Source organism: Rhodopila sp. (assembly GCF_965277165.1).
GTDB lineage: Bacteria > Pseudomonadota > Alphaproteobacteria > Acetobacterales > Acetobacteraceae > Rhodopila.
In genome coordinates, this window is sequence record NZ_CBDICE010000006.1 from 2375476 (window position 1) to 2398669 (window position 23194).

The following is a 23194-nucleotide window of genomic DNA, read 5'->3' on the forward strand; positions in this document are numbered from 1 at the left end:
TCTCGTGTCCGCTTCGGCGTTGCTCCGAGCCCGACCGAGCGTGCGGCCGAGTCCCAAAGGGCTGTTCTATACCGACGTGGGCGCCAACGATACGGAACCTTCCTGCGCGCTGTCGGCATCGGCCTGATCCGCCCGCGCCTTTTCGGCGCGCCCGTCCGACCGGGCCTGATCGGCGCTCCGGCCATCGACCAGCTTCTGCGTCAGTTGCACGATGGCGTCGGCCTTGTCGGTGCCGGCCACCCCGGCAAACTCCCCGGCCAACCGATCGATCGCCAATTCAAACAAATTCCGCTGGCTGTAGCTTGGCGCCGACCCGTTTGCCGCAGTCTGCAGGTCGCGGCAGACCTCAGCCACCATCTTCAGGTCGCCGGAGTTGATCTTGGCCTGAAACTCCTGCGCCCGCTTCGCCCACATCAGCCGGCTGACCTTGGGGCGGCCGGCCAGGATGGTCATCACCTCGGCCATCACTTGCGGCGTGGCCAGCTTGCGCAGCCCAGTGACCCGCGCCTGCGCCACCGGCACCCGCAGGGTCATCTTGTTCTCGTCGAACGAAATGTAGATCAGGTCCAGTTTGTGCCCAGCGATCACTTCGGAGCCGATCTTGTCGATCTTGCCAACCCCGTGGGTCGGATAGACGACGAAATCGCCGGTCTTGAACGGATCATCATCGCGCCGCTTCGGCCGCGCCGCCGTAGCCCCGAATGCCGCTGATACCATGGCTGTCGTGATTTCTGCTGCCGCCAATTTGTCCACCCTCGTTAAAACCGCATCATATATGGGAATGCCCGCCAAGGATACACCGCAACATTTCTAACCGGCGCGCTCCGGCCCCGCACGGGCGCCGCGCCGGCACCGGAACTGCCCCAATCCGCGCTTGCGAAGCCGGCTTCTATAGGCTATCCCCCTATCCATGGCGCACACCATCCGCGACAAGCAGAAGCTGCTGGTCCGCGTGCGACGTCTGCGCGGACAGATCGACGCGATCGAACGCGCGCTCGACGGTGAAGCCGACTGTGAGCAGGTGCTGCACCAGATCGCAGGTGCGCGTGGCGCCATGGCCGGGCTGATGGCGCAGGTGGTCGAGGATCATGTGCGCACGCACCTGGTCGATACCGCCGCCCATCCCGGCGCGCTGAACGGCGCCGCCGTCGACCAACTTTTGGAAGTCGTGCGCAGCTACCTGAAATGAGGTCCATCCATGGAACCGCACAGCCACGTGTTTCTGGGCGAGGGTCACGAACACGCCGAACGGCGGACCTGGGCGGTAATCTGGCTGTGCGGCGCGATGATGCTGCTGGAGATCGTCGGCGGCCTGCTGTTCGGCTCGATCGCACTGGTGGCGGATGGCCTGCACATGAGCACCCATGCCGGCGCCCTGCTCCTGGCCGCACTGGCCTACCGCTACGCCCGGCGCCACGCCACGGATGCCCGGTTCACCTTCGGAACGGCAAAGCTGGGTGACCTCGCCGGGTTCACCAGCGCCATCGTGCTGGCAATGATCGCGCTATTGATCGGTTGGGAAGCGGTCGGGCGGTTGATGCATCCGGTGCCGATCGTCTTCTCCGAGGCAATCCCGATCGCCTGCCTGGGACTCGCGGTGAATATCGTCAGCGCCTGGCTGCTGAGCGGCGCCCAACATCATAACCATCACCATCATCACAGCCATCAGCATGGGCATGATGACGCTCACCGGGTCGATATCGCCAGCCGCCGGCTGACGCTGGAGATTTTCGAGGATGGTGTGCCACCGCGGTTCCGCGTGCGCGAAGCCGTCCCAGTTGATGCGCCGTGGGCCGATGCGCTGTGGGCGGAAACGATTCGTCCCGACGGGTCCCGCCAGCGGTTCAGCTTCGCCGACAGCGCTGGGGTGATGGAAAGCGTCGAGGACATTCCCGAACCACACGCCTTTACCGTGGACCTGCACTTGGGCGATGCCGCCGCCTCGGTGGCGTTCGAGGAACACGCCCACGACGATGCCGCGCACCGCGACAACAACCTGCGCGCGGCGGTGATCCACGTGATGGCGGATGCGGCCGTGTCGGTGCTGGTGATCGTCGGGTTGCTGCTGGCGCGCGCCTTTGGCTGGCTTTGGATGGACCCGCTGGCCGGGATCGTCGGCGCCTGCGTGATCGCCAGTTGGGCCTATGGGCTGGTGCGCGACACCGGACGTATCTTGCTCGATATGAACCCGGACCGCCAGTTGACCGAACGGGTGCGGCGCGAAATCGAGACCGAAGGCGACAAATTGACCGACCTGCACGTCTGGCGACTGGGGCCCGGGCACCTCGGCGCGGTGCTGTCGGTGGTCAGCGGGCGCAACCGCCCACCCGAGGATTACCGCCAGCGGCTGCGGCGCTTCGCCGAGTTGTCGCACGTTACCGTGGAAGTGCAGCCGCGTTGACCCTGCCGGCCTCGGCGAACGCGAGGCTGCGCCAGTTCGAGGACCTGTTGCTGCGCTGGAACGCAACGCTGAACCTGATCGCGGTGCGCGATAGCGCGGTGGTGTGGCACCGCCATATCAAGGACTCGCTGCAACTGGTGGCACTGATGCCGGCGGGGATCGACCGCGCGATCGACCTGGGCACTGGCGGCGGGTTTCCCGGCCTGGTGCTGGCAATCGCCACCGGCGTGCGCTTCGACCTGATCGAAGCCGACCAGCGCAAGGCGGCCTTCCTGCGCACCGCCGTACTTGAAACCGGAGCCCCGGCGATGGTGCATTGTTGCCGGATCGAGGACGCGGCAGTCCACCCCGCGCCGCTGGTGACCGCCAGGGCGCTGGCCCCACTGCCTCGGCTGTTGCCGCTGGCTGTTCGGTTCGTGGCCGATGGCGGGGTTTGCCTGCTGCTGAAGGGCGCCAAGGTCGAGCAGGAGCTCGCGCAAGCAGCGCAAGACTGGACGATGTCGGTAGACCGGATACCGAGCCAGACCAGCGCCGATGGCGTGGTCTTGCGTATCAGCGGCCTGGCAAGGCACTGACCCCGCTGGGCTTCGGCTTCGACTTGCCCCGCCGCGCTGCTACAGTCCGCCGGCCAGCCGGAGCGCAACCGGCAACGGGAGGCCCGAGTCGATGACCCATCGCCGCTACTGGGTGTATTTCCTGCTGTTCGTTTTCAACGTGATCTGTTACCTCGATCGCATCAACATGTCGGTTGCTGGCCGGTCGGTGGCACAGGAATTCGCCCTGTCACCGCTGCAGCTTGGCTATCTGTTCTCGTCGTTTCTTTGGGCGTATGTTGCCATGATGCTGCCGGCCGGCCGACTGGTGGATGGCTACGGCGCGCACCGGGTGGCCGCGATCGGTGCAGCATTCTGGTCGGTGGCGCAGATGCTCACCGGCCTGGCCAGCGGCTTCGGCACCATGTTGTTGGTCCGGCTGGGGCTCGGCGCGGGTGAGGCGCCGACCTTCCCGGTCAGCTATCGCGGGGTGCGCGACTGGGCCCCATCGACCGAACGCGGGCTGGCCGTCGGGCTCATCCAGGCCGGCACGATGTTCGGCCCGGCGCTGAGTGCGCCGCTGGTGGCCTGGCTGATCGAGGCCACGTCGTGGCGCTGGTCGTTCGCCATTACTGGTGCAATCGGCCTGATCTGGGTCGTGGTGTGGCTGGTATTTGTCTCAACCCCGGAACGCACCACTTGGCTGCCGGAGCCCGAGCGCCAGCGCATCCTGGCGCAGCGGCACGGCGGCGAGAGGTTGGCCGACCATGATGGGGTCGGCTATCGCGGGCTGCTGCGCTCGCCCTCGATGTGGGGGTTGGCGGTGTCGCAAGGCTGCGCGGTGTATTCGGTTTACCTGTATCTGAGCTGGCTGCCGAATTATCTGCAGACGGTGCGCGGGCTGTCGATCGTGAACTCGGGGTTGTTCACCTCGGTGCCGTTTCTGGTCGGTGGCGCGGTGATCATCCTGACCAACTGGATCGGCGATGCGATATTGACGCCCGAAACGATGCGCCGCGGCGGGCGTCGCATTGTGGTGGTGGTTTGCCTGCTGCTGTGCTCGCTTGGAGTGGCGATCCCGTTCGTCGGATCGCTGACCGCGGTGGTAGTGCTGACGATCTTTCCGGTCAGTTTCGGCGGCACCGCCAGCGCCACCAACGCCGCATTGGCGAGCGACCTGCTGCGCTCGCAAGCTGACGCCGGCCGCGCCTTCGCGTTCATGGTGCTGGGCGGCAACGTGTTCGGGCTGCTGGCGCCGATCGTTACGGGTTATATCGTGCAGGTCACCGGCAGCTTTTCTTCGGCATTCGTGCTGGCAGGAACGCTGTCGCTGATCGGTGCGGGCGTCTCATTCGGGTTTACCCGCCACACGCTTGGTGAGGACACGCCGGTTGCAGTGGGTGCGATGCGGGTGGCCCAGTAGTTCGGCGCGCGTCGCAACCCGTCCTGGCCCTCCCCCAAAACCCGTCGCTATTGCCTGCCCGGACCACGGCGCAGGTCTCGGTATTGCCGCCACAACAGCACGAAGCCGAACAACGGAATCAGGATGTCCAGGTAGAAGATGACCCCGGCATTGCCAGGTGCGAAATTGTCCGCGACCAGCATTTGTCGAACATGGCCGGCAGCGGCGCCAAGCATGAAGATGGCGGGACCGATCACCGCCACCAACCGCCGGTCGAACCCGCCGAACGCGGCGATGAACCCGCCGATCGAAAACCCCAGGCTGGCCATGCCGACCTCAACCTGAAATGGGCTGTCGGCCCAGCCGATGAACGCCGCCGCAAGGTGACCGAAAAACACGTGGAAGACGAAATTGACCAGATACATCACGCCGATGTTGAACAGCACATACCAGGCCAGAAGCTTCTCGGTCACCACCGTGCTGCTCAGCGGGCGCGGCGCCCGCGCGATTGCCACCGCGGCGACCAACAAGCCGAGCACCAGGAAAACAAGCACATAGTTCGATACGACGGCGCTAATGGCAGTCCTGATCATGGTGGTTCCCAGTGGTGCGGCTCCGGCGAACCGTCGGCGGCGCCGCGGGCGTTGCGAGGTCGCGGCGGGTAACAAAGTCGCAGCTCGCGAGCCATAGGTGGCTGGCAGATGATTGTCGGCGTTGCCATTGTGGCCGCACTATGATTGGCAATGGACCACGCAGCGGCGCTCGTAGCAATTCTCTCCGCCGACCCGATCCGACACCGCGCACTCGGATTGGTCTCCTCGCTTGAGTTACCGGATTGTTGGATCGGGGCCGGTTTCGTAAGAAATGCAGTCTGGGACCATCTGCATGGCCGCTCGCCCTCATGCCTCCCCGCGGACGCAGACGTTATCTGGTTCGACCCTGCGCAAGCCGAATCCTCGATTGACCATAGGGCGGAGGCGGCGTTGCACGCTTTAGAACCCTCGATCAGCTGGTCGGTGAAAAATCAGGCTCGAATGCACCTGCGCAACGAGGATGCGCCCTACACTTCAGCGGCCGAGGCGATGCGCTGCTGGCCGGAAACGGCAACCGCGGTCGCGGCACATCAAACTGAAGACGGAACCTACGAAATAGCCGCGCCCTTCGGTATGGACGACCTTTTCACCTTGATGCTCCGGTCCACCCCCCGATTCAGCGGGAACAAGCATGGAGTGTATCTGGATCGTGTTCGGTCGAAGCGGTGGCTGGAAACCTGGCCGCGTTTGCGTATGGCGGACGACTATGGTTAGCCGAGCATGGGCGCCATCTTAAAGCCGTCGAAGGTTGGCCGTGCGTCCGCCAAAGCAACGGGCCTAAGAGCCAGACGGTTGGTGTTAAAAGCATCCGGCAACATGGCTCGATTTTGTCATAGCCAAGAGTGGTCAACAGTATTCGAATCGGTAGGTCGATTGCGCGTTGTGAGTGGGCCGCGCTGGTAGCTCTCAGCCACGGTTGATAACAAAGCCACCCGCATTTTGACGTTCAGATCGGGCCGCAGTTAATCGTCGCGGGTTGTTCGGATCGCCAAAGCACTACCGGCCCATCGCATAAAACTCGTCGTTCGGCCGCATCGCGGTCACGTTGGCCATGCGGTTCGACAGGCCGAAGAACGACGCGATGGCGGCAATGTCCCATGCATCCTCCGCGCCAAAACCATGCCGCGCCAAGCCGGCAAAGTCCGCCTCCGCGATCTCGTAGGCCGTCACCGATACCTTGACCGCGAAATCAAGCATCGCCTTCTGCCTGGCCGTAATGTCCGCCTTCCTGTAGTTGGTGGCGACCTGGTCGGCGAGCAGCGGGTTCTTCGCCCGGATGCGCAGGACAGCCCCGTGCGCGACGACGCAGTATTGGCACTGATTGACGCTGCTGGTCGCTACCACGATCATCTCCCGTTCGGCCTTCGTCAGATTGCCCGGTTTTTCCATCAGCGCATCGTGGTAGGCGAAAAACGCCCGAAACTCGTCAGGCCGGTGCGCCAGAACCATGAAAACGTTGGGCACGAAACCAGCCTTCTCCTGCACCGCGGCCACCCGCTCCGCAATGTCCTTCGGCAGGTCGGCCAAGGAAGGCACAGGAAAGCGGCTGATCGGTAGTGCGTCATCCAAGGGCATCGTCTCAATCTCCTGTTGACGTATCAAGCGCGCCCCAGCAGCGGCAACGACAAGCCGACACCAGGAACTCAGAACTTCTCCACCCAGGGCCGCAACTCGACCTCCCAGGTCCAGGCACTGCGCGGCTGGTTGGCAACCTGCCAGTAGCTCTCGGCGATCGCGTCGGGATCGAGCATACTATCGGGATTGTCGTTCGGATCCGCCCGCGTGGCGCTGCGGATGCCGCCGTCGATGACGAAATGCGCGACATGCACCCCCTTCGGCGACAGTTCACGCGCCATGCTGGACGCCAGCCCGCGCAGCGCGAACTTGCCCATCGCGAACGACGAACTGTTGGCATAGCCCTTGACGCTGGCCGAGGCCCCGGTCAGCAGGATCACCCCGGACCCGCGCGCCACCATGTGCCTGGCCGCCTGCTGCACCACCAGGAAGCCGCCATAACCACTCACCGCGATGGCCCGCGCCACCTCGCCCGGGTCCAGATCGGTGATCGGCCCCCTCGCCCGGGCGCTGGCGTTGTAGACCACGATGTCGGGCACCCCCTGGGTGGCGATCACCACATCGAACAGCGCCGCAACCTCCTCCGGTTCGGTCGCCTCGCAGGCAAACGTCGCGCCTGCGGTCTCCTGGGCAAGCTGGCGCAGCTTGTTGGGATCGCGGGCCGCCATCGCCACCTGCAGTCCATGTTTGGCGAACAGCCGAGCGAGCGAGGCGCTCAAGCCGGGGCCGACACCCACGATCAGCGCGGTTTTCAGTTCCATTTCAACGCCCTTTGAAGATTGGCAGGTCAACCGCCGTACTGTAGGACGGTTCGGGGGAAAGCGGCCAGGGGACGGTATTTGCGGCACCGCCCTTGGCCAACAGCACACACAAACCCGGAGGTAACGCCGGTGCTCGGCCTGATGCAGACGCAGGATTTGATGATTTCCTCGATCCTGACCCATGCCGCGCGGCATCATGGGTCGGGCGAGGTGGTGTCGCGCACCGAAGAGAACACCACCCACCGCTACACCTGGCGCGACGTTGAATCCCACTCGCGCCGTCTCGCGCGGGTGCTGCAAAAGCTCGGCGTCGCCGCCGGCGACCGCGTCGGCACGCTGGCCTGGAACGGCTATCGCCACCTGGAGGTATATTACGCCGCCCCCGGCATGGGCGCGATCTGCCACACCATCAATCCGCGGCTGCACGCCGACGACATCAGCTACATCATCAATCACGCGCAAGACAAAGTGCTGTTCGTCGACATCAGCTTCGCCGCCCTGGCCAGCGCCCTCGCGCCGCACGTCTCGGGCAGCGTCAAGACAGTCGTCATGCTGACCGACGCCGCGCACATGCCGCCCATGACCCTGGCTCCCGGCATCGCACTGGCCTGCTACGATCAGTTGATGGACGAAGCGGACGACAATTACGCCTGGCCCAGCTTCGACGAGAACACCGCCAGCGCGCTGTGCTACACCTCGGGCACCACCGGGCGCCCCAAGGGAGTGCTGTACAGCCATCGTTCGACCTGGCTGCACGCCTACGCCACCGCGCTGCCCGACGTGCTGTGCATCAAGGCGACCAGCCGGGTGCTGCCGGTGGTGCCGATGTTCCATGTCAACGCCTGGGGCATGCCATACGCGGCGGCGCTGACCGGGGCGTCACTGGTGCTGCCGGGGCGACACCTCGACGGCGCCAGCATGGCCGGCCTGCTGAACTCCGAACGGGTCAGCTTCACCGCCGGCGTGCCCACGGTATGGATGGGTTTGCTGCAGTATCTGCGCTCAAGCGGCGACCGGCTGGAAACCGTGCAACGCATCATGACCGGCGGATCGGCGGCCCCGCCGCTGCTGATCGAGGCGTTCCGCGACGAGTATGGCGTGGCGGTCGAGCACGGCTGGGGCATGACCGAGATCAGCCCGGTGGGCACATACAACGCCCCCAAGCCGGCCCAGGTCGGGCTGACCACGGACCAGGCGGCGGCTCACATGCTCAAGCAGGGCCGCATCCTGCCTGGCATCGACATGAAGATCGTCGATGGTGACGGCAACGAGCTGCCCTGGGACGGCACCGCGTTCGGTGACCTGAAAGTCAAGGGCCCGTGGATCGCCAACGCCTACCACGGTGATGAACCCGACAGCGCGCTGGACGAGGCCGGCTGGTTCGCCACCGGCGACGTCGCCACCATCGACCCCGATGGCTTCATACAGATAACTGACCGCTCGAAGGATGTGATCAAATCCGGCGGCGAGTGGATCAGCTCGATCACGCTGGAAAACATCGCGGTGTCGCACCCCGACGTGGCCGAGGCGGCGGTCATCGCCGCGGCGCACCCGAAATGGGACGAGCGGCCACTGCTGCTGGTGGTGCCGGCGCCGGGCAAGACGATCGATCCGGCCTCGGTGCTCGCACTGTATCAGGACAAGGTCGCCAAATGGTGGCTACCGGATGAGATCCTTGTGGTGGCGGACCTGCCCCACACCGCGACTGGCAAGCTGCTGAAGACTGATCTGCGAACCCGCTTCAAGGACTATTATGTGCGCGATGCGAAGGCTTAGAGCCCGATCGCGCTGGAAGACGCGTTTCAAGCTGCGATCGGACACCATCCGCAGCCCGGTATGACCTAACGATGGACCTGAAACTACTGGCCTGGGGCCTGCGCCGGCGCGCCGGGCCGCTTCCGCGCCTTTGGCTGTTCACCGACCGGCGTCGGTTGGCCGATCCCAGGGCCTCGGTGGCGGATCTGCCGCGCGGGCGCGCGGGCGTCGTGCTGCGCCACGACGATGACCCGGCGCGCACCCGGCTCGCGATGGACCTGGCGCGGATCTGCCGGGCGCGCCGGCTGGTTCTGGTGATCGCCGGCGACGTCCGGCTGGCGGCCTCGGTGTGCGCCGGCGTGCACCTGCGCGGCGGACACTGGCCCGGCGTGATCCGCCGCCCGGGCACACTGACCAGTTCCGCCCATTCGGCCACGGACCTGCGACGCGCTCGGGCCGTCGGCGCCGACCTGGTGTTCCTGTCACCGGCATTTGCCACCGCGACTCATCCCGGAGCCCGCGGCCTCGGTCCCCTGCGCTGGTCCGCCCTGGCTCGGATAACAAGGCGTGGCGGCGGCCCCGCCATCGCCGCTTTGGGCGGACTGGACGGGCGCACCATCCAGCGGCTTCCTCCACGACTGGTTCACGCAGCCGGGGCGATCGCCGCGCTCAGCCAGGGGTGAAGCCCCCGGTCCAGCCGAATCGCCAAGCTGCCGGCGGTACCTCCGCAGCGGTCACCCGGCCGCATCGCGATGCGCCGCCGGGATCTGATTTATCCGGCCGGTGGCCGCCGCTCGTCTGACTGGCCGCGCCGCCCGAATACACATCATTCTTTCGCGTCGAGGCGTCCTCACGGAGCGTTCGGGCGGCGAAGCAGAAAAACTGCCGATGCCACCGCCACGCTGTTGTCTATATAGCACAGTGTTTCGCAAATACCATGAGATGCCCCCAAACCGGGTTGCGGGATAGTGACCGTGGCTTCATTAACTTCACGGGTCTGGCTGCCCATCCGCCGTTCCGCGGGATCAGCGGGCGAGGCCTGAGGAGTCGCCGGCGAACCGGCGTTACAAGGAGGACTCACATGCGTAAACTTCTCATGACCAGTGCCGCCATTCTCGGAGCATCCAGTAGTCTGGCGCTTGCCCAGAAAATTGCGAACCCGAACCAAGGCCAGTTGGTGGCGCCGTATGGCGCTGGCCCGGCCGCCAACAACAACAACAACGCCTGGGGCACCGCCAATACGCCCAGCGGTTCGGCGGCGGCGGGTCCGCTGTCCACCATCTATGCGCCGAACGTCAACGCAGTGCCGGCGCCGGGCACCCTTGTCATCCGGCTGAATGGGCGCGTGGAATCCGACGTCGTGGCCAACTACACCTCCGGCGACGTCGGCATCAGCCCGAGCCCGACCGGCGGCACGCCGAACGGCTACAAGATCAATCCGGTCGGGATCGCGACCTACTTCCGGCTGTATCCCGGCATGGACGCGATGGCCGCCAACGGCCTGCGCTACGGCGCCGCGGCGGAAATCCGCACCGCGTTCTATGCCGGCATCGCCCAGTCGGGCGGCGGCGGCGCCTCCAACACCCCGGGCGCGCAAACCAGCCCCAGTGGCAATACCTCCACCGAGACCCTGTTCGTCCGGCGGGCGTTTACCTACCTGGCGGCGGACCGCCTGGGGATCGTGCGCATCGGCCAGACCGACGGCGTGGTCGGGCTGTTCGACAACTGCGTGTTCAGCTCGTCGTGCTGGGACGGCGGCGTCGGCACCTTCCAGGGTGGCTTCCAGGCAACCACGGCGATCGCCGCGTCCGGTGGTGGCGGGCTATCCTGGCCGTGGCTGGCGCAGGCCGGCAACGAATACGGCAACGCCAAGATCGTCTATCTGACGCCGCAGTTCTTCGGCTTCGACTTCGGCGTGCAGTATGCCCCCAGCATGGGCAATGCCTACTCCGACAACACCCAGACCAACCCGCTGTCGCCGACGCTGTGCAACCAGGCCAGCAACACCTGTATCTCGGTCACCTCGGGCGACGACGCGCAGCGCTGGTACAACCAGACCGGTATCGGTGGTCGTTTCCAGCAGACCTTCGGGCCGGTCGACTTCAAGGCCTACGCGTTCTATGAGGCGGCCAGCAAGGAGGATCTGACCACCACGGCCTATGTGGCGGCCCCACCTGGCTCTCTTGCTTTCAAGACCGCGAACGGCAACTTCCTGCGCTACGACAACCTGAGCTTCTACCAGGCCGGCATCGCCGTAACGGCGGCCGACTTGACCGCCGCGGTGTCGTATATCGGCGGTGCGTACAATGGCCAGGCGGCGATGCGTCCGACCGGGGGTGCGCCGGAAAATTCATTCCTCTATGGTCTGACCTACGCCAACGGCCCGGTCACCGCCGGTATCGATGCCGGCATCATCCAAGACCAGGGCAGCGCCAACCTGGTACACGTGTCGCAGCGGCATCAATACGAGTTCGGCTTCGGTGGTGCCTATCGGCTGGCTCCCGGCATTCAGTTGGTCGCCGAATACCAGTATGTGCAGCGCCACCAGGGCGGGTTCGACTTCAACACCGGCAGTCTGGGTACCTCCAGCCCGAGCGGCGTGCCGGGTTCCAGCACCCGCGACGCGCATGGCCAGGGGTTCCTGTTCTCGACTATTGTGACCTGGTAGACATTACTCTTGAGCTAAATGGCACCAACGCGGCGGGGCACCACCCCGCCGCTCCGTCTCGACGACGAAATTTTATCGCTGACGCGTCCATAAGAATCTCGATTGCTGACCGCTCGCGGTGGCGGTAATACGGCTGCACTCGACCGAATCGGCAACATGAGGCATGCAAACGCAATGCGACCGACATGGTTTCCTGCCCGGGCCTATCCCGCGGCCCTGATCGCGGTGCTCGCGCTCGCGGCCTGTTCAGCCGACGACGTGAAGCCGAACACCACGCCGCCGGATTTCATGGGCCTGGGCAGCGGGTCGGCAGGCGACGCGTCGGTTACCAGGCTGGGCGGCAATGACAGCGGCACCATTTTCGGCATCGGCAAGAACGGCCCGACCGACAAGAACCGAGGCGTCGGCGGTGGCGCCGGCACCGGCATCGGTGTCAATGCGTTCCTGTGGCGCGGCGCGCTCGACACCATCGCCTTCATGCCGCTGGCTTCGGCCGACCCCTTCGGCGGCGTCATCATCACCGACTGGTACACCCCGCCCGGCACCAGCGGTGAGCGCTTCAAGGCAACGATCTACATCCTCAGCCGCGATCTGCGCAGCGACGGCCTGCGGGTCAATATCTACCGCCAGGTATTACAGAACGGCCAATGGATGGACGCCACGGTGTCCGACTCAACGGTCGGCGACATCGAAAACAAGGTGCTGGCACGCGCCCGCCACATGCGGGAGCAGTTGCAGGCCAGCAGCTAACCCCGAACACCCTAGTGTCCTGCCTCCGAAGTTCGCCGCACTATGCGGCGGACGTAGGAGACAAGCAGGCCACTGAAAACAAAGAGCTAGTGGCACGAGACTGGGGTTCGCCTGCTATGGCGAACTTCAGACTCGGGACACTAACCCGGGATCATTCGTCCCAGCGGCCGGCCAGCGAACAGGTGAATATGGAAGTGCGCCACCTCCTGGCCGGAATGCTCGCCCGTATTGGCGAGCAACCGATAGCCAGGCGCCTCGAGCCCCAGGTCTCTGGCGATCTTGCCGACAGCGCGGATGAAGCCTGTGATTTCCGCCTCGGTGGCGGTGGCGCTGAAATCCGCGAACGAGCAGTAAGCGCCCTTCGGAATCACCAACACATGCGTCGGGGCCTGCGGGTTGATGTCATGGAACGCGAAGGCGAACTCGTCCTCGTAGATTTTCCTGGCAGGAATTTCGCCGCGCAGGATCCGCGCGAAAATGTTCTGGCTATTATAGGGCGGCAGGCCATTGACCGGCATCGAAGCATCCCCCTTGAGTAGTAGTACCAGCGGCCCGAAGGGCTGACTGGTATGCGCGGCATCGGTTGGCGTGGCGGCTGCGCGCAAAATCGATAGAATACCAGTGGCCGGTCGGCCAACCGATCAGTCAAGTCCGCTGGTATACCTTCGGATTTTACCCCGCCGCTCGATGCTCAGCCAGTGGTGGCTCGCCCGTGCCTCGCGGTTCTAGCGCGCGATCACGCCCGTGCGGCACCTTCAAGGCCAGCGAATCATGGGACAAAACAAAGCGCTAGACTATTTTCGGCACGCACAGTCGTGCTGCAAATGGTTAGTGCCCTGCCCCAGAGATTCGCCGCACTTCGCGGCGGACGGATGGGATCAGCAGGCCACGGAAAACAAAGAGCGAGTGTCGCGAGGCTGGTGTTCGCCCGATATGGCGAACTTCGGCCTCGGGACACTAGGGAATCTTCGACGTACCAAGCCTCTTGCGAACCGGTATCGGCTTAGCCCTGGCGGCTTTTTCCGTGATGCCGCTGATCCCCTCGCGGCGGATCAGCTCGGCCCAGACATCGGACGGACTGACGCCAGACGAAACCCACAGCACCAGCAGGTGATACAGCACATCGGCACTCTCGGCGATCAGCGCCTCACGGTTGCCGGCGACCGCCTCGATCAAGCACTCGACCGCCTCCTCACCGAACTTCTGCGCCACCTTGGCCGGGCCGCGCGACAGCAGCCGCGCCGAGTGGCTGATAGTCGGATCGGCGTCGCGACGACTCTCGACGACATCGAACAGACGGTCGAGCACGACGGCATCGCCATCCGCGCGCGCCTCGGACCCGTCGCCGCGGGCTTTCTTGCTCTTGCCGGACCGCTTGGCAAACCGTGTCCGCAGCGGATTGCGCGGGCTGGCGGCGACCTTCTTTTTGGTCGATTTCGCCATGCTCAGGCAACCGGTCGCGGCAGCCGTACCGGCAATCCCGCATCCGCCAGCGTCCGTTTCACTTCGGCGATGCTGAACCGGCCGAAGTGAAACACACTGGCCGCCAGCAGCCCGGTGGCCCCCGCCCCAGCGCCTGCAACAAAATCGGCCAGCGCGCCGACCCCACCCGAGGCAACCACCGGCACCCGCACCGCGCCACACGCGGCGCGCAGCAGATCCAGGTCGAAGCCCAGGCCGGTGCCGTCGCGGTCCATACTGGTCAGCAAAATCTCCCCCGCGCCGAGTGCCGCGACCTGACGGCACCACGCGATCGCGTCGATGCCGGTCGGATTGCGCCCGCCATGTGTGAACACCTGCCATTGGCCCGCCGCCGTCTGCTTGGCATCGACCGCGACCACAACGCACTGGCTGCCAAACTTCGCCGCCGCCTCGCGCACCAGGTCCGGCCGCGCCACCGCCGCCGAATTGATGCTGCACTTGTCGGTGCCAGCCAGCAGCAGCCGGCGCATGTCCTCTATCGAGCGGATCCCACCCCCAACCGTCAGCGGCAGGAACACCCGAGCCGCGGTACGGGACACCACATCGAGGATAGTGTCACGGTTCTCGTGGCTCGCGGTGATGTCTAGGAAAGTCAGTTCGTCGGCACCGGCCGCGTCATACACCGCGGCCTGCTCCACCGGATCCCCGGCATCGCGCAGAGAAACGAAGTTGACGCCCTTGACGACTCGACCGTCCTTCACATCCAGGCAGGGGATGACGCGGAGCTTCAGCATGGGGGGTGGTTTAGAAAGCGCGACGCCGCATGATGCAAGAAGTAAACGCCGGCCGGCACCACGATGGCGAACCGGAGCGGATCATGCCGCCACTTATCCGGATGTCACGCGGCCAGTAGCGACAGTGCCTCGGCGGCATCGACTCGGCCATCATACAAGGCCCGTCCGACGATGACGCCCTCGATTCGGGTGTCTCGGGCGGCTTGTTTCAGTGCTGTCAGGTCAGCCAGCGAGCCGACACCACCCGAGGCGATGACCGGCGTCGTCAGCCGCTCCGCCAGCGCCACCGTCTGCTCCAGGTTGATCCCGCCCAACATCCCGTCGCGGCTGATATCGGTGTAGATGATTGCGGACACCCCGGCATCCTCGAACCGCAGCCCGAGGTCGAGCGCCGTCATCGTCGAGGTCTCGGCCCAGCCTTCGGTGGCGACCAAGCCGTCGCGCGCATCGATGCCGACGGCGACGCAGCCGGGAAAGCCGCGACAGGCCTGCGGCACCAGCGCTGGATTCTTGGCCGCGGCGCTGCCCAGGATCACCCGATGCACGCCAGCTTCCACCCAAGCGGCGATCCCGGCCAGATCGCGGATGCCGCCGCCGAGTTGCACCGGGATCGTAACGCCAGCCAAAATCGAGCGCACCGCCGCGGCGTTGACCGGCTTACCGGCGAACGCGCCGTTCAGATCGACGACGTGCAGCCATCGGCACCCCGCCCGCTGCCACACTCGGGCCTGCGCGCCGGGGTCCTCGGCGTAGATCGTCGCCTGGTCCATGTCGCCGCGGCGCAACCTGACGCACCGCCCATCCTTCAAGTCGATCGCCGGATACAGCGTCAGGCCGGTCATGCAGGCTGTCCGCACCAGGCTTGCCCAGGCCAGACGTGCCCAGGCCAGACGTGTCGGGCAATCATTGCCCCCCGCCGCTCTTCGGCCGCCGCAGCCGCTTGTAGAAAAAGTAGCCCTTCACCGACTTGCCGCGCACCAGCGCGTATTCCGGATGCTCACCCCAGCGAATATAGCCGTACGATTCGTACATCCGGATAGCGACGGTCTGGGTGTCCCGCACGTCGAGGTTCAGGATCTGATAGCCGAGTTCGCGGGCACAATCTTCCACCGCCTCGGTCACCATGCGCGCCAGGCCGTGCCCGCGCGCATAGGGTGCGATAAAGGAGTGCATCAGGCTGGCCGCGAACGCCTGCGCCTCGTTGTTGCGCGGCGGCCGAACCAGGATCGCCGACCCCACGATGTCGCCGTTCAAACGGGCCACGAACAGGTCCCGCTCGGGCACCAGAAGCACGCCGCGGAAATAGGTCTCCAGTTGACGCCGCCCGGGCGGGGTGACCCAACCGAAGCCGCCGCCGTCGATGATCGCGGCGTCGGTCGCTTCGCACAGGGCATTCAGGTCCTGATCGGTGAATTGATCCAGTCGCTCCACCAGAAGCTCGGGCTCGCGGCTGGCCGAGGACGTACCCGACATGATCAGGGCGCCCAGCACAGGAAATTGGATAGCAGCCGAATGCCGACCTGCTGGCTTTTCTCGACATGGAACTGGGTGCCGGCCCGGTTGCCGGCGACGACAATGGCCGGGACGGCGCCACCATAGTCGGTCGTGGCGATGGTTTCGCCGGGCGCGCCATTCACCAGGGCATAGCTGTGCACGAAATAGACGTGATCGCCCGGCTGCAAGCCATCCAGCAGCCGGTGCCCACCCGGGGCGAAATCCAGCGCGTTCCAGCCCATCTGCGGCAGCCGCAGCCCGGCCGCCGCCATCTCCGCCACATCACCCCTGATCCAGCCGAAGCCGCGCGTAACCCCGTGCTCCAGCCCGCGCTCAGCCATCAGTTGCATGCCGACGCAAATACCCAGAAACGGCGTGCCGGCGGCGGTCGCGGTTTCGATCGCCTGGCGCATGCCGGGAACGGCGATAAGGCCGGCGGCGCAGTCGGCAAACGCGCCCTGCCCCGGCAGCACGATGCGATCGGCCGCTTCCACCGCGGCGGGATCGGCGGTTACCGTGACGCTGGCCTCGATCCCGGCACGCTGCGCCGCCAGCGAAAGCGCCCGCGACGCCGAGGTCAGGTTGCCGCTGCCGTAATCCACCACCGCTATCCGCATGAGGCGCGGCTTCGTCATACCGGATCCGGCCGGAACCTGGCACCAAGGTCCGGGCGCTGCCGCAGCAGGCTCATGAACGCGTCGTCCCGGTTGCCGGCAGCGAGCACGTGCAGCAGCAGATATCCGCGCGTCTGCAAGGCCCAGCGGCGCAGGTCGTTGCCGGTCAGCCCGAGGATCAGCATCATCCCCACCGAAAGGACGGTCGCTGCCGGCCTCGCCACCAACACGGCAATCAGGATATAGCCGGCCAGGCTGATTGCCGCGGCAACCCAGGCTCTGTGGGCAGCCAGCCAGAGCGGGCCGAACAGCAACGCGCCCCACGAAAAGCCCTCTTTCACCAGGACCGGTTCGGCGTTGGATTTCAGCAGGGCGGTATAGGTTTTCATAACAAGACTGCGACCGCCTTCATAGCGGCACTGCAGACGACCTTCCAGCAACTTCCGAGCTGACGGCGCGATCCGATTGCATGCCGAGCGCTCGGTCCCTTCACGGCGAGGGCATATTTGCAGCGACCCCTGGGTCGCAGCCCACAGCCACCCCGTGGGTCCAAAGTCAAAGCGACCCCTTGGCTCAAACTAAAAGCGGCCCGCGGTCGAAACTCACAGCGACCCCTTGGTCGATGGGATCGCGTCACCGACGCGCGGGTCGGGTTCGGTAGCGGCCCGCAGCGCCCGCGCGGCCGCCTTGAAGCAGGCCTCGGCGACGTGGTGCGCATTGTGTCCGGCGCGGCGGGTAATGTGCAGCGTAATCAGTGCGTTGAATGCCAAAGCGCGGAAGAATTCCTCGAACAGTTCGGTGTCCATCTCGCCGATCTTCGGGCGGTCGAAGGCGACGTTCCAGGCCAGGAAAGGACGCCCCGAGATATCCACCGTGGCCTCGGCCAGGGTTTCGTCCATCGGCACCAGCGCATGACCGAAACGGCGGATGCCGCGCTTGTCCCCAAGGGCGCGAGCCAATGCCGCACCCAACACGATGCCGACATCCTCGGTCGTGTGGTGGAAGTCGATCTGCAGGTCCCCAGCCGCTCGGATATTCAGGTCGAACAGCCCGTGACGGGCCAATGCGGTCAGCATATGGTCGAGAAAGCCGATGCCGGTGGCAATGTCGGCAAGCCCGGTTCCGTCCAGATTGACGGTAACAGAGATCTGCGTTTCCGAAGTGTTTCGTTCGATCGTCGCGATACGGGCCATGACGGCGCTTCCACTACAGCGTCCGAGGCGACCGGTCCAGCGGAGCGCGCGTCGCCGACCCAGGCGACCTCGCCAACCGCCCCCGCTCCGGCGAGGGCAAGCCCCGCCCCTACCGGCGAGACCTCCCCGCCCTACTAGCAAAATCACCCTACTGGCAAAATCACCCTACTGGCAAAATCACCCTACCGGCAAAATCACCCTACCGGCAAAATCCCCGGCCATCCCGCTATCAGGTCGGCACCCGGTCCTGCCGCTGCCGGCGTCTGGACAGTTGCGTATCCAGGATCAGCGCCGCCACCCCGCAGACAATCGCGGCATCAGCCAAATTGAAGACATACCACGAAAAGTCGCCCCAGCGCGTGTCGATATGGGCGTGGATGAAGTCCACCACCCAGCCAAACCGAAGCCGATCGATGACATTGCCGATCGCCCCCCCGGCGATCGCTCCGATCGCCACCGCAACCAGCCGGGTCTCCGCCCGCCGCAGCCAGAACCCAAGCGCGACGACCACGGCCAACGCGATCACTGCCAGGATATAATGACCCCAGGCGCCCAGGCCATTGAGCAGCCCGAAGGTAACCCCCCTGTTCTGCACCATGGTCAGGTTTAGCACCGGCAACAGCACGATCTGGCGCAATTCCGGCAGATCTAGCCGGTTCACCACCCACCACTTGCTGAGCTGGTCGGCGGCAAGCACCAGCAACGCCGCGATCAGCCCCAGCGGCATCAGGTTGCGGCGGATCATGCCGCCGGCTTGCGAACCAGCCCCGAATCCACCGCGTCGGTGCAGCGCAGGCACAGCGACGGGTGGTCGGCGCTGGACCCCACTTCCGGCAGCACTCTCCAGCAGCGGGCGCATTTGTCGCCGCAGGCGGGCGTGACCCTCGCTGGGGGTTCGGCCGTGTCCGACACGAGCGTTACGGAGGAGACGATCGCGATCTCGGCCCATGCAGCGGCATCCAATAAATCTTCGTGGTCCGCGTTCAACGGCAGCTCCACCGCGGCCTGCAGCGAGGAACCCAGAGTGTTGGCCTTGCGCGCCTCCTCAATCGGGCCGGTGATGCGACGGCGGGTGGCGCGGATGGTGTCCCATTTGGCGGCCAGCGCGGCATCGCGCCAGCCCGCCGCCGGAGTCTGGAACTGTTCCAGGTGAACGCTGGCGGAGTCACCAAAACGCGCGCACCAGGCCTCCTCGGCGGTGAAACACAGCACCGGGGCGAGCCAGGTGCACAAATAGCGGTGCAACTGGTCCAGCACGCAGCGCGCGGCACGCCGGCGCGCACTGTCGGGGCGGTCGCAATACAGCGCATCCTTCCGAATGTCGAAATAGAACGCCGACAGATCGAGCGAGCAGAAATTGTGCAGCTCGGGATAAACCCCGGTCCAGTCATAGGATTCCACGGCGGCGCGGAACTTGGCATCGATCTCGGCCAGCCGGTGCAGCACCCAGCGCTCCAGCTCCGGCATCTCCGCCACCGCCACGCGTTCGGCCTCGCTGAACCCGTCCAGGCTGCCCAGCGCGAAGCGCAGCGTGTTGCGCAGCCGACGATAAAGCTCCGCCTGCTGCTTCAGGATCTCGGGGCCGATGCGCAGGTCCTCGCTGGTGTCGGACGACATCACCCAAAGCCGCAAGATGTCGGCGCCGTACTTGTCGGCGACCTCGTCGGGGGCGGTGGTGTTGCCCAACGACTTGGACATCTTGCGGCCCTTCTCGTCCATCACGAAGCCGTCCGTCAGCACCGCCTTGAACGGCGCCCGGCCGCGCGTCCCCACCGCCTCCAGCAGCGAGGACTGAAACCAGCCGCGATGCTGGTCGGAGCCTTCCAGATACAGATCGGCCGGCCACGGCAGGCCGCGCTTTTCCAGCACGAAGGCATGGGTGGACCCGGATTCGAACCACACATCGACGATGTCCATCACCTGCTCGAAATCGTTCGGATCATGGTCGGGACCAAGAAACCGAGACGGCGGCGACGCATACCAGGCATCCGCGCCCTCGGCCTCGAACGCGGCGATGATGCGGGCGACGACCGCCGGATCGCGCAACGGCTGACCGGAGCGTTTCTCCACGAAAACGGTGATCGGCACACCCCAGGCACGCTGGCGGCTGATGCACCAGTCGGGGCGGGCGGCGATCATCGAACCGATGCGGTTGCGCCCCTGGTCGGGCACGAACTGGGTTGCGGCCAGCGCGGCGAGCGCCGTCTCCCGGATCCGGTGCGGCCCATCCATCGGGATAAACCATTGCGGCGTCGCGCGAAAGATCAGCGGCGCCCGGGAACGCCAGGAATGCGGATAGGAATGAGTGATCGACCCGCGCGCCAGCAGGGTGCCGGCCTCGGTCAGCGCAGCAGAGACAGGGTCGGCCGCCTTGTAGACATGGACGCCGGCGAACAGCGGAACCCATGCATTGAAGCTGCCGTCGTCGCCCACCGTCTCCGGGACGTCGAGCCCATTCGCTCGGCCCAGGCTGAAATCGTCCTCGCCGTGGCCAGGCGCGATGTGGACGAACCCGGTGCCGGCCTCGGTGGTGACGAAATCCGCCAGCAGCAGCGGCGTGTCCTGGTCGTAGCCGCCATCCGCCCGAGCAGCGCCGCGCAGCGGATGGGCCATGACCGTGCCGGCCAGATCGGCTCCCTTGATCACCGCCAGCACGCGATGCGCGTTGATCCCGCTATCGCGCAGCACGGCGGGCAACAGAGCCTCCGCGATCACCAGCTTCTCACCGACCCGGGCCAGCGATGTTTCCGCCACGGCATCGACCGCGATCACGGCATAATCGAAGTCGGCGCCGGCAGCGACCGCCCGGTTTCCGGGAATGGTCCACGGCGTCGTGGTCCAGATCGCCACCGCGGCGCCGTTCAGCGCCGGCACCGAAGGCCGCACGACAGGGAAGCGGACCCAGATCGTGGCCGAGGTGTGATCGTGGTACTCGATCTCGGCCTCGGCCAGCGCAGTCTTTTCCACCGGCGACCACATCACCGGGCGCAGCCCGCGATATAGCGCGCCATTCAGCAGGAACTTGCAGATTTCCGCCGCGATCGCGGCCTCGGAGCCATGATCCATGGTGGCGTAACGGTCGCGCCAGGCGCCCTCGACCCCAAGGCGGCGGAATTCGGTGGCCTGCACCGCCATCCAATCGGCGGCGTAGGCGCGGCATTGGGCGCGGAAATCGAGGATCGGGACGGTGTCCTTGTCGTTTTTCTTGGCGCGGTAGCCCTCCTCGATCTTCCACTCTATCGGCAGGCCGTGGCAGTCCCAGCCGGGGATGTAGTTGGCATCATAGCCGGCCATCTGCCGCGTGCGGTTGATGACGTCCTTGTGGATCTTGTTCAGCGCCGTGCCGATATGGATGTTGCCATTGGCATAAGGCGGCCCGTCGTGCAGGATGAACAGCGGGCGCCCCACCGAGGCAGCGCGCAGCCTGCCCCACAGGTCCATCTTGTCCCATTTCGCCAGGATCAGCGGCTCTTTGTTCGGCAAGTCCCCGCGCATCGGGAAGCTGGTCCGCGGCAGGAACACGGTATCGTGGTAGTCACGCTGGGAATCGGTAACGGCGTCGTTCATGTCGGGTCCGTGAAGCAATGGGGCAAGCATCCGGGACTGACCGGCGGCCATGGGGGCGATAAGGCGCGCCAGCCTATAGCACCGATGCGGCTGCCGCGACCATGCTGAACGCGAAAAGGTGAGATTGGCAGCAAGTCTGTCGCCTGTGTCACAAGATTTCCCGCTTTGCCCCGTCGGCCACGCAGCTCCTCTTCGGCCACGCACCTCCTTTTCGGCCACGTAGCTCCTTTTCGGCCACGCAGCTCCTCTTCGGCTACGCACCACCCCTGAGGCGGCTAGCCGCCGCGGCCGAAACCCTTGCCACATCAACCGCCGCTCCGCGTTCACTCCGCCAGCGGCGCGGTCCAGGCATCGTAGCCATACACCCAATCGGCGTCGTGCGGGTCCTTCAGCCAGGTGTTCCGCGCCGACGTCCGCTGGATCCGGCTGGTGCGCGGCTCGCGTGTAGCCTGGTAGCGGCGCAAAGCCTGTGCCACTCCATCACGCTCGACGCCCCGCAGGCAGCGCGACAGGATCGCACCATCCTCGATCGAGGTCGAAGCGCCCTGTGCCATGTAAGGCGTCATCGGATGGCAGGCATCGCCCAGCAGCGCGACATTGCCCTCGACCCACCGAGGCAGCGGATCGCGCTCCACCAACGCCCACTTATGCACATCGGGGCATGCCGCGAGGATCGCTCGGACCTGTGGGTGAAACGTATCATAGGCCGCGCGCAGCGTCCCAAGGTCGCCCTTGGCCGACCACGATTCCACGTCGAAGTCCGGCTCCGGCGTGCTGGTGACGAAATACAGTTCGTCGCGCCGAGGGGTGACGAAGTAGCTGACGATGTGGCGGTCGGGGCCCCACCATTTGACGCAAGGATGCGGCCGCAGGTCGCCAAGCCTGGCGGTTGGGAACACCGTGCGGTAGGCGACGCGGCCGGTGAAGCGCGGTCGTTCCTTGCCCAGCATGACCTCGCGGACCACCGAATGTACCCCGTCGGCGCCGATCACGGCGTCGGCCTCGGCCGCCTCTCCGTTGCTGAAGCGCATGCGCACACCGTGGTCCGCGGCGTGCTCCATGCCAACCAGCCGGTGGTCGAGGCTGACGATGTCGGGCGGCACAAGCTCCGCCAGCATGGCGTGCAGATCGCCGCGATGCATCAGGAAATATGGCACGCCATGACGATCCCGAACCGACTGCCCGAGCGCGTGGGCGTTGGTCAGCCGCCCACTGTCGTGATCGCGCGAATCGTTGCTGTCGGGCTGGAACGCCTGGGCCAGCAATTTGTCCTTCAGCCCCAGCGCATACAGCACCCGGATCGAATTCGGCGCCTGCTGGATGCCGGCGCCAAGACGCGTGAAGCCCCTCGCCTGCTCGTAGATGCTGACATCGATGCCGACGCGGCGCAGGCAGGCGGCCGCGCTCAGACCTCCGATGCCGGCACCGATGATGGCGATCCGCAATGGGCGTTTTGGCATCGGTGTTCTCCGTCACGCGCCCCAAGTCTGGCACGCGCCCCAAGTCTGGCACGCGCCCCAAGTCTGGCACGCGCCCCAAGTCTGGCACGCGCCCCAAGTCTGGCACGCGCCCCAAGTCTGGCACGCGCCCCAAGTCTGGCACGCGCCCCAAGTCTGGCACGCGCCCCAAGTCTGGCACGCGCCCCAAGTCTGGCACGCGCCCCAAGTCTGGC

General features: G+C 65.8%; 24 protein-coding genes. 9 read left to right on the forward strand and 15 right to left on the reverse strand.

What is annotated here, in order from left to right; all coding sequences use genetic code 11:
• Positions 1–66: 66 nt before the first annotated feature.
• Positions 67–717 (reverse strand): CarD family transcriptional regulator, encoded by a 651-nt coding sequence (locus ACQY4Y_RS23135; RefSeq protein ID WP_428492926.1) that lies wholly within the window; start codon positions 715–717, stop codon positions 67–69.
• Between the two features lie 193 nt (positions 718–910).
• Between ACQY4Y_RS23135 and ACQY4Y_RS23140 the strand changes: the two genes are divergently transcribed.
• The 4 genes from ACQY4Y_RS23140 (at position 911) to ACQY4Y_RS23155 (ending at position 4357) form a co-directional block, all read left to right on the forward strand.
• Positions 911–1189 carry a metal/formaldehyde-sensitive transcriptional repressor gene (locus tag ACQY4Y_RS23140; RefSeq protein WP_428492927.1) on the forward strand — a complete coding sequence of 93 codons (279 nt, stop codon included), beginning with the start codon at positions 911–913 and terminating at the stop codon, positions 1187–1189.
• A gap of 9 nt (positions 1190–1198) precedes the next feature.
• The gene (gene dmeF, locus ACQY4Y_RS23145) at positions 1199–2401 is read left to right on the forward strand and encodes a CDF family Co(II)/Ni(II) efflux transporter DmeF (RefSeq protein WP_428492928.1); all 1203 of its coding nucleotides are present in this window, start codon (positions 1199–1201) and stop codon (positions 2399–2401) included.
• Positions 2398–2976, forward strand: coding sequence for a 16S rRNA (guanine(527)-N(7))-methyltransferase RsmG (rsmG, locus tag ACQY4Y_RS23150; protein ID WP_428492929.1), 579 nt, complete (start codon positions 2398–2400; stop codon positions 2974–2976). Before dmeF ends, rsmG begins: the two co-directional genes overlap by 4 nt.
• 91 nt (positions 2977–3067) lie before the next feature.
• The gene (locus ACQY4Y_RS23155; RefSeq protein ID WP_428492930.1) at positions 3068–4357 is read left to right on the forward strand and encodes an MFS transporter; all 1290 of its coding nucleotides are present in this window, start codon (positions 3068–3070) and stop codon (positions 4355–4357) included.
• A gap of 47 nt (positions 4358–4404) precedes the next feature.
• On the opposite strand, the gene ACQY4Y_RS23160 is transcribed toward ACQY4Y_RS23155, so the two are convergent.
• Positions 4405–4929: a DUF6790 family protein gene (locus ACQY4Y_RS23160; protein ID WP_428492931.1), complete on the reverse strand. Its 525-nt coding sequence runs from the start codon at positions 4927–4929 to the stop codon at positions 4405–4407.
• A 150-nt stretch (positions 4930–5079) separates the two neighbouring features.
• Here ACQY4Y_RS23160 and ACQY4Y_RS23165 point away from each other — a divergent pair, with 150 nt between their 5' ends.
• Positions 5080–5643: a nucleotidyltransferase family protein gene (locus tag ACQY4Y_RS23165; RefSeq protein ID WP_428492932.1), complete on the forward strand. Its 564-nt coding sequence runs from the start codon at positions 5080–5082 to the stop codon at positions 5641–5643.
• 282 nt (positions 5644–5925) lie between these two features.
• On the opposite strand, the gene ACQY4Y_RS23170 is transcribed toward ACQY4Y_RS23165, so the two are convergent.
• Both ACQY4Y_RS23170 and ACQY4Y_RS23175 read right to left on the reverse strand, forming a co-directional pair.
• The gene (locus tag ACQY4Y_RS23170) at positions 5926–6504 is read right to left on the reverse strand and encodes a peroxidase-related enzyme (RefSeq protein WP_428492933.1); all 579 of its coding nucleotides are present in this window, start codon (positions 6502–6504) and stop codon (positions 5926–5928) included.
• Between the two features lie 68 nt (positions 6505–6572).
• On the reverse strand, positions 6573–7265 hold the full coding sequence (locus tag ACQY4Y_RS23175) for an SDR family NAD(P)-dependent oxidoreductase (RefSeq protein ID WP_428492934.1): 693 nt from the start codon (positions 7263–7265) through the stop codon (positions 6573–6575).
• Between the two features lie 141 nt (positions 7266–7406).
• Here ACQY4Y_RS23175 and ACQY4Y_RS23180 point away from each other — a divergent pair, with 141 nt between their 5' ends.
• The 4 genes from ACQY4Y_RS23180 (at position 7407) to ACQY4Y_RS23195 (ending at position 12438) form a co-directional block, all read left to right on the forward strand.
• The gene (locus tag ACQY4Y_RS23180) at positions 7407–9041 is read left to right on the forward strand and encodes a long-chain-fatty-acid--CoA ligase (protein ID WP_428492935.1); all 1635 of its coding nucleotides are present in this window, start codon (positions 7407–7409) and stop codon (positions 9039–9041) included.
• A 71-nt stretch (positions 9042–9112) separates the two neighbouring features.
• A complete protein-coding gene (locus tag ACQY4Y_RS23185; RefSeq protein WP_428492936.1) occupies positions 9113–9703 on the forward strand; it encodes a thiamine phosphate synthase in 591 nt (196 codons plus the stop codon).
• A gap of 398 nt (positions 9704–10101) precedes the next feature.
• Positions 10102–11688 (forward strand): hypothetical protein, encoded by a 1587-nt coding sequence (locus ACQY4Y_RS23190; RefSeq protein ID WP_428492937.1) that lies wholly within the window; start codon positions 10102–10104, stop codon positions 11686–11688.
• 174 nt (positions 11689–11862) lie between these two features.
• Complete coding sequence (locus tag ACQY4Y_RS23195; RefSeq protein ID WP_428492938.1) at positions 11863–12438, forward strand: DUF3576 domain-containing protein; 576 nt, start codon at positions 11863–11865, stop codon at positions 12436–12438.
• Positions 12439–12578: 140 nt separating this feature from the next.
• Here ACQY4Y_RS23195 and ACQY4Y_RS23200 read toward each other — a convergent pair whose 3' ends face one another.
• From ACQY4Y_RS23200 to ACQY4Y_RS23250, 11 genes are all read right to left on the reverse strand, one after another.
• The gene (locus ACQY4Y_RS23200; protein ID WP_428493700.1) at positions 12579–12956 is read right to left on the reverse strand and encodes a histidine triad nucleotide-binding protein; all 378 of its coding nucleotides are present in this window, start codon (positions 12954–12956) and stop codon (positions 12579–12581) included.
• Between the two features lie 439 nt (positions 12957–13395).
• A complete protein-coding gene (locus ACQY4Y_RS23205; protein ID WP_428492939.1) occupies positions 13396–13881 on the reverse strand; it encodes a phosphoribosyl-ATP diphosphatase in 486 nt (161 codons plus the stop codon).
• Positions 13882–13883: 2 nt separating this feature from the next.
• Positions 13884–14654, reverse strand: a complete 771-nt coding sequence (gene hisF, locus ACQY4Y_RS23210; RefSeq protein ID WP_428492940.1) for an imidazole glycerol phosphate synthase subunit HisF — start codon at positions 14652–14654, stop codon at positions 13884–13886.
• 104 nt (positions 14655–14758) lie between these two features.
• Entirely contained in the window at positions 14759–15496 is a 738-nt protein-coding gene (gene hisA, locus ACQY4Y_RS23215) for a 1-(5-phosphoribosyl)-5-[(5-phosphoribosylamino)methylideneamino]imidazole-4-carboxamide isomerase (RefSeq protein ID WP_428492941.1), read from the reverse strand.
• A 61-nt stretch (positions 15497–15557) separates the two neighbouring features.
• The gene (locus ACQY4Y_RS23220; protein ID WP_428492942.1) at positions 15558–16145 is read right to left on the reverse strand and encodes an N-acetyltransferase family protein; all 588 of its coding nucleotides are present in this window, start codon (positions 16143–16145) and stop codon (positions 15558–15560) included.
• The gene (gene hisH, locus ACQY4Y_RS23225) at positions 16130–16783 is read right to left on the reverse strand and encodes an imidazole glycerol phosphate synthase subunit HisH (protein ID WP_428492943.1); all 654 of its coding nucleotides are present in this window, start codon (positions 16781–16783) and stop codon (positions 16130–16132) included. The genes ACQY4Y_RS23220 and hisH overlap by 16 nt, the downstream gene beginning before the upstream one ends.
• Positions 16780–17151 (reverse strand): DUF2628 domain-containing protein, encoded by a 372-nt coding sequence (locus tag ACQY4Y_RS23230; RefSeq protein ID WP_428492944.1) that lies wholly within the window; start codon positions 17149–17151, stop codon positions 16780–16782. Before ACQY4Y_RS23230 ends, hisH begins: the two co-directional genes overlap by 4 nt.
• Positions 17152–17364: 213 nt before the next feature.
• Entirely contained in the window at positions 17365–17955 is a 591-nt protein-coding gene (hisB, locus tag ACQY4Y_RS23235; RefSeq protein ID WP_428492945.1) for an imidazoleglycerol-phosphate dehydratase HisB, read from the reverse strand.
• Positions 17956–18184: 229 nt separating this feature from the next.
• A complete protein-coding gene (lspA, locus tag ACQY4Y_RS23240; protein ID WP_428492946.1) occupies positions 18185–18700 on the reverse strand; it encodes a signal peptidase II in 516 nt (171 codons plus the stop codon).
• Complete coding sequence (gene ileS, locus ACQY4Y_RS23245; RefSeq protein WP_428492947.1) at positions 18697–21522, reverse strand: isoleucine--tRNA ligase; 2826 nt, start codon at positions 21520–21522, stop codon at positions 18697–18699. The genes lspA and ileS overlap by 4 nt, the downstream gene beginning before the upstream one ends.
• Positions 21523–21845: 323 nt before the next feature.
• The gene (locus ACQY4Y_RS23250; protein WP_428492948.1) at positions 21846–22982 is read right to left on the reverse strand and encodes an FAD-dependent monooxygenase; all 1137 of its coding nucleotides are present in this window, start codon (positions 22980–22982) and stop codon (positions 21846–21848) included.
• Between the last annotated feature and the right edge of the window lie 212 nt (positions 22983–23194).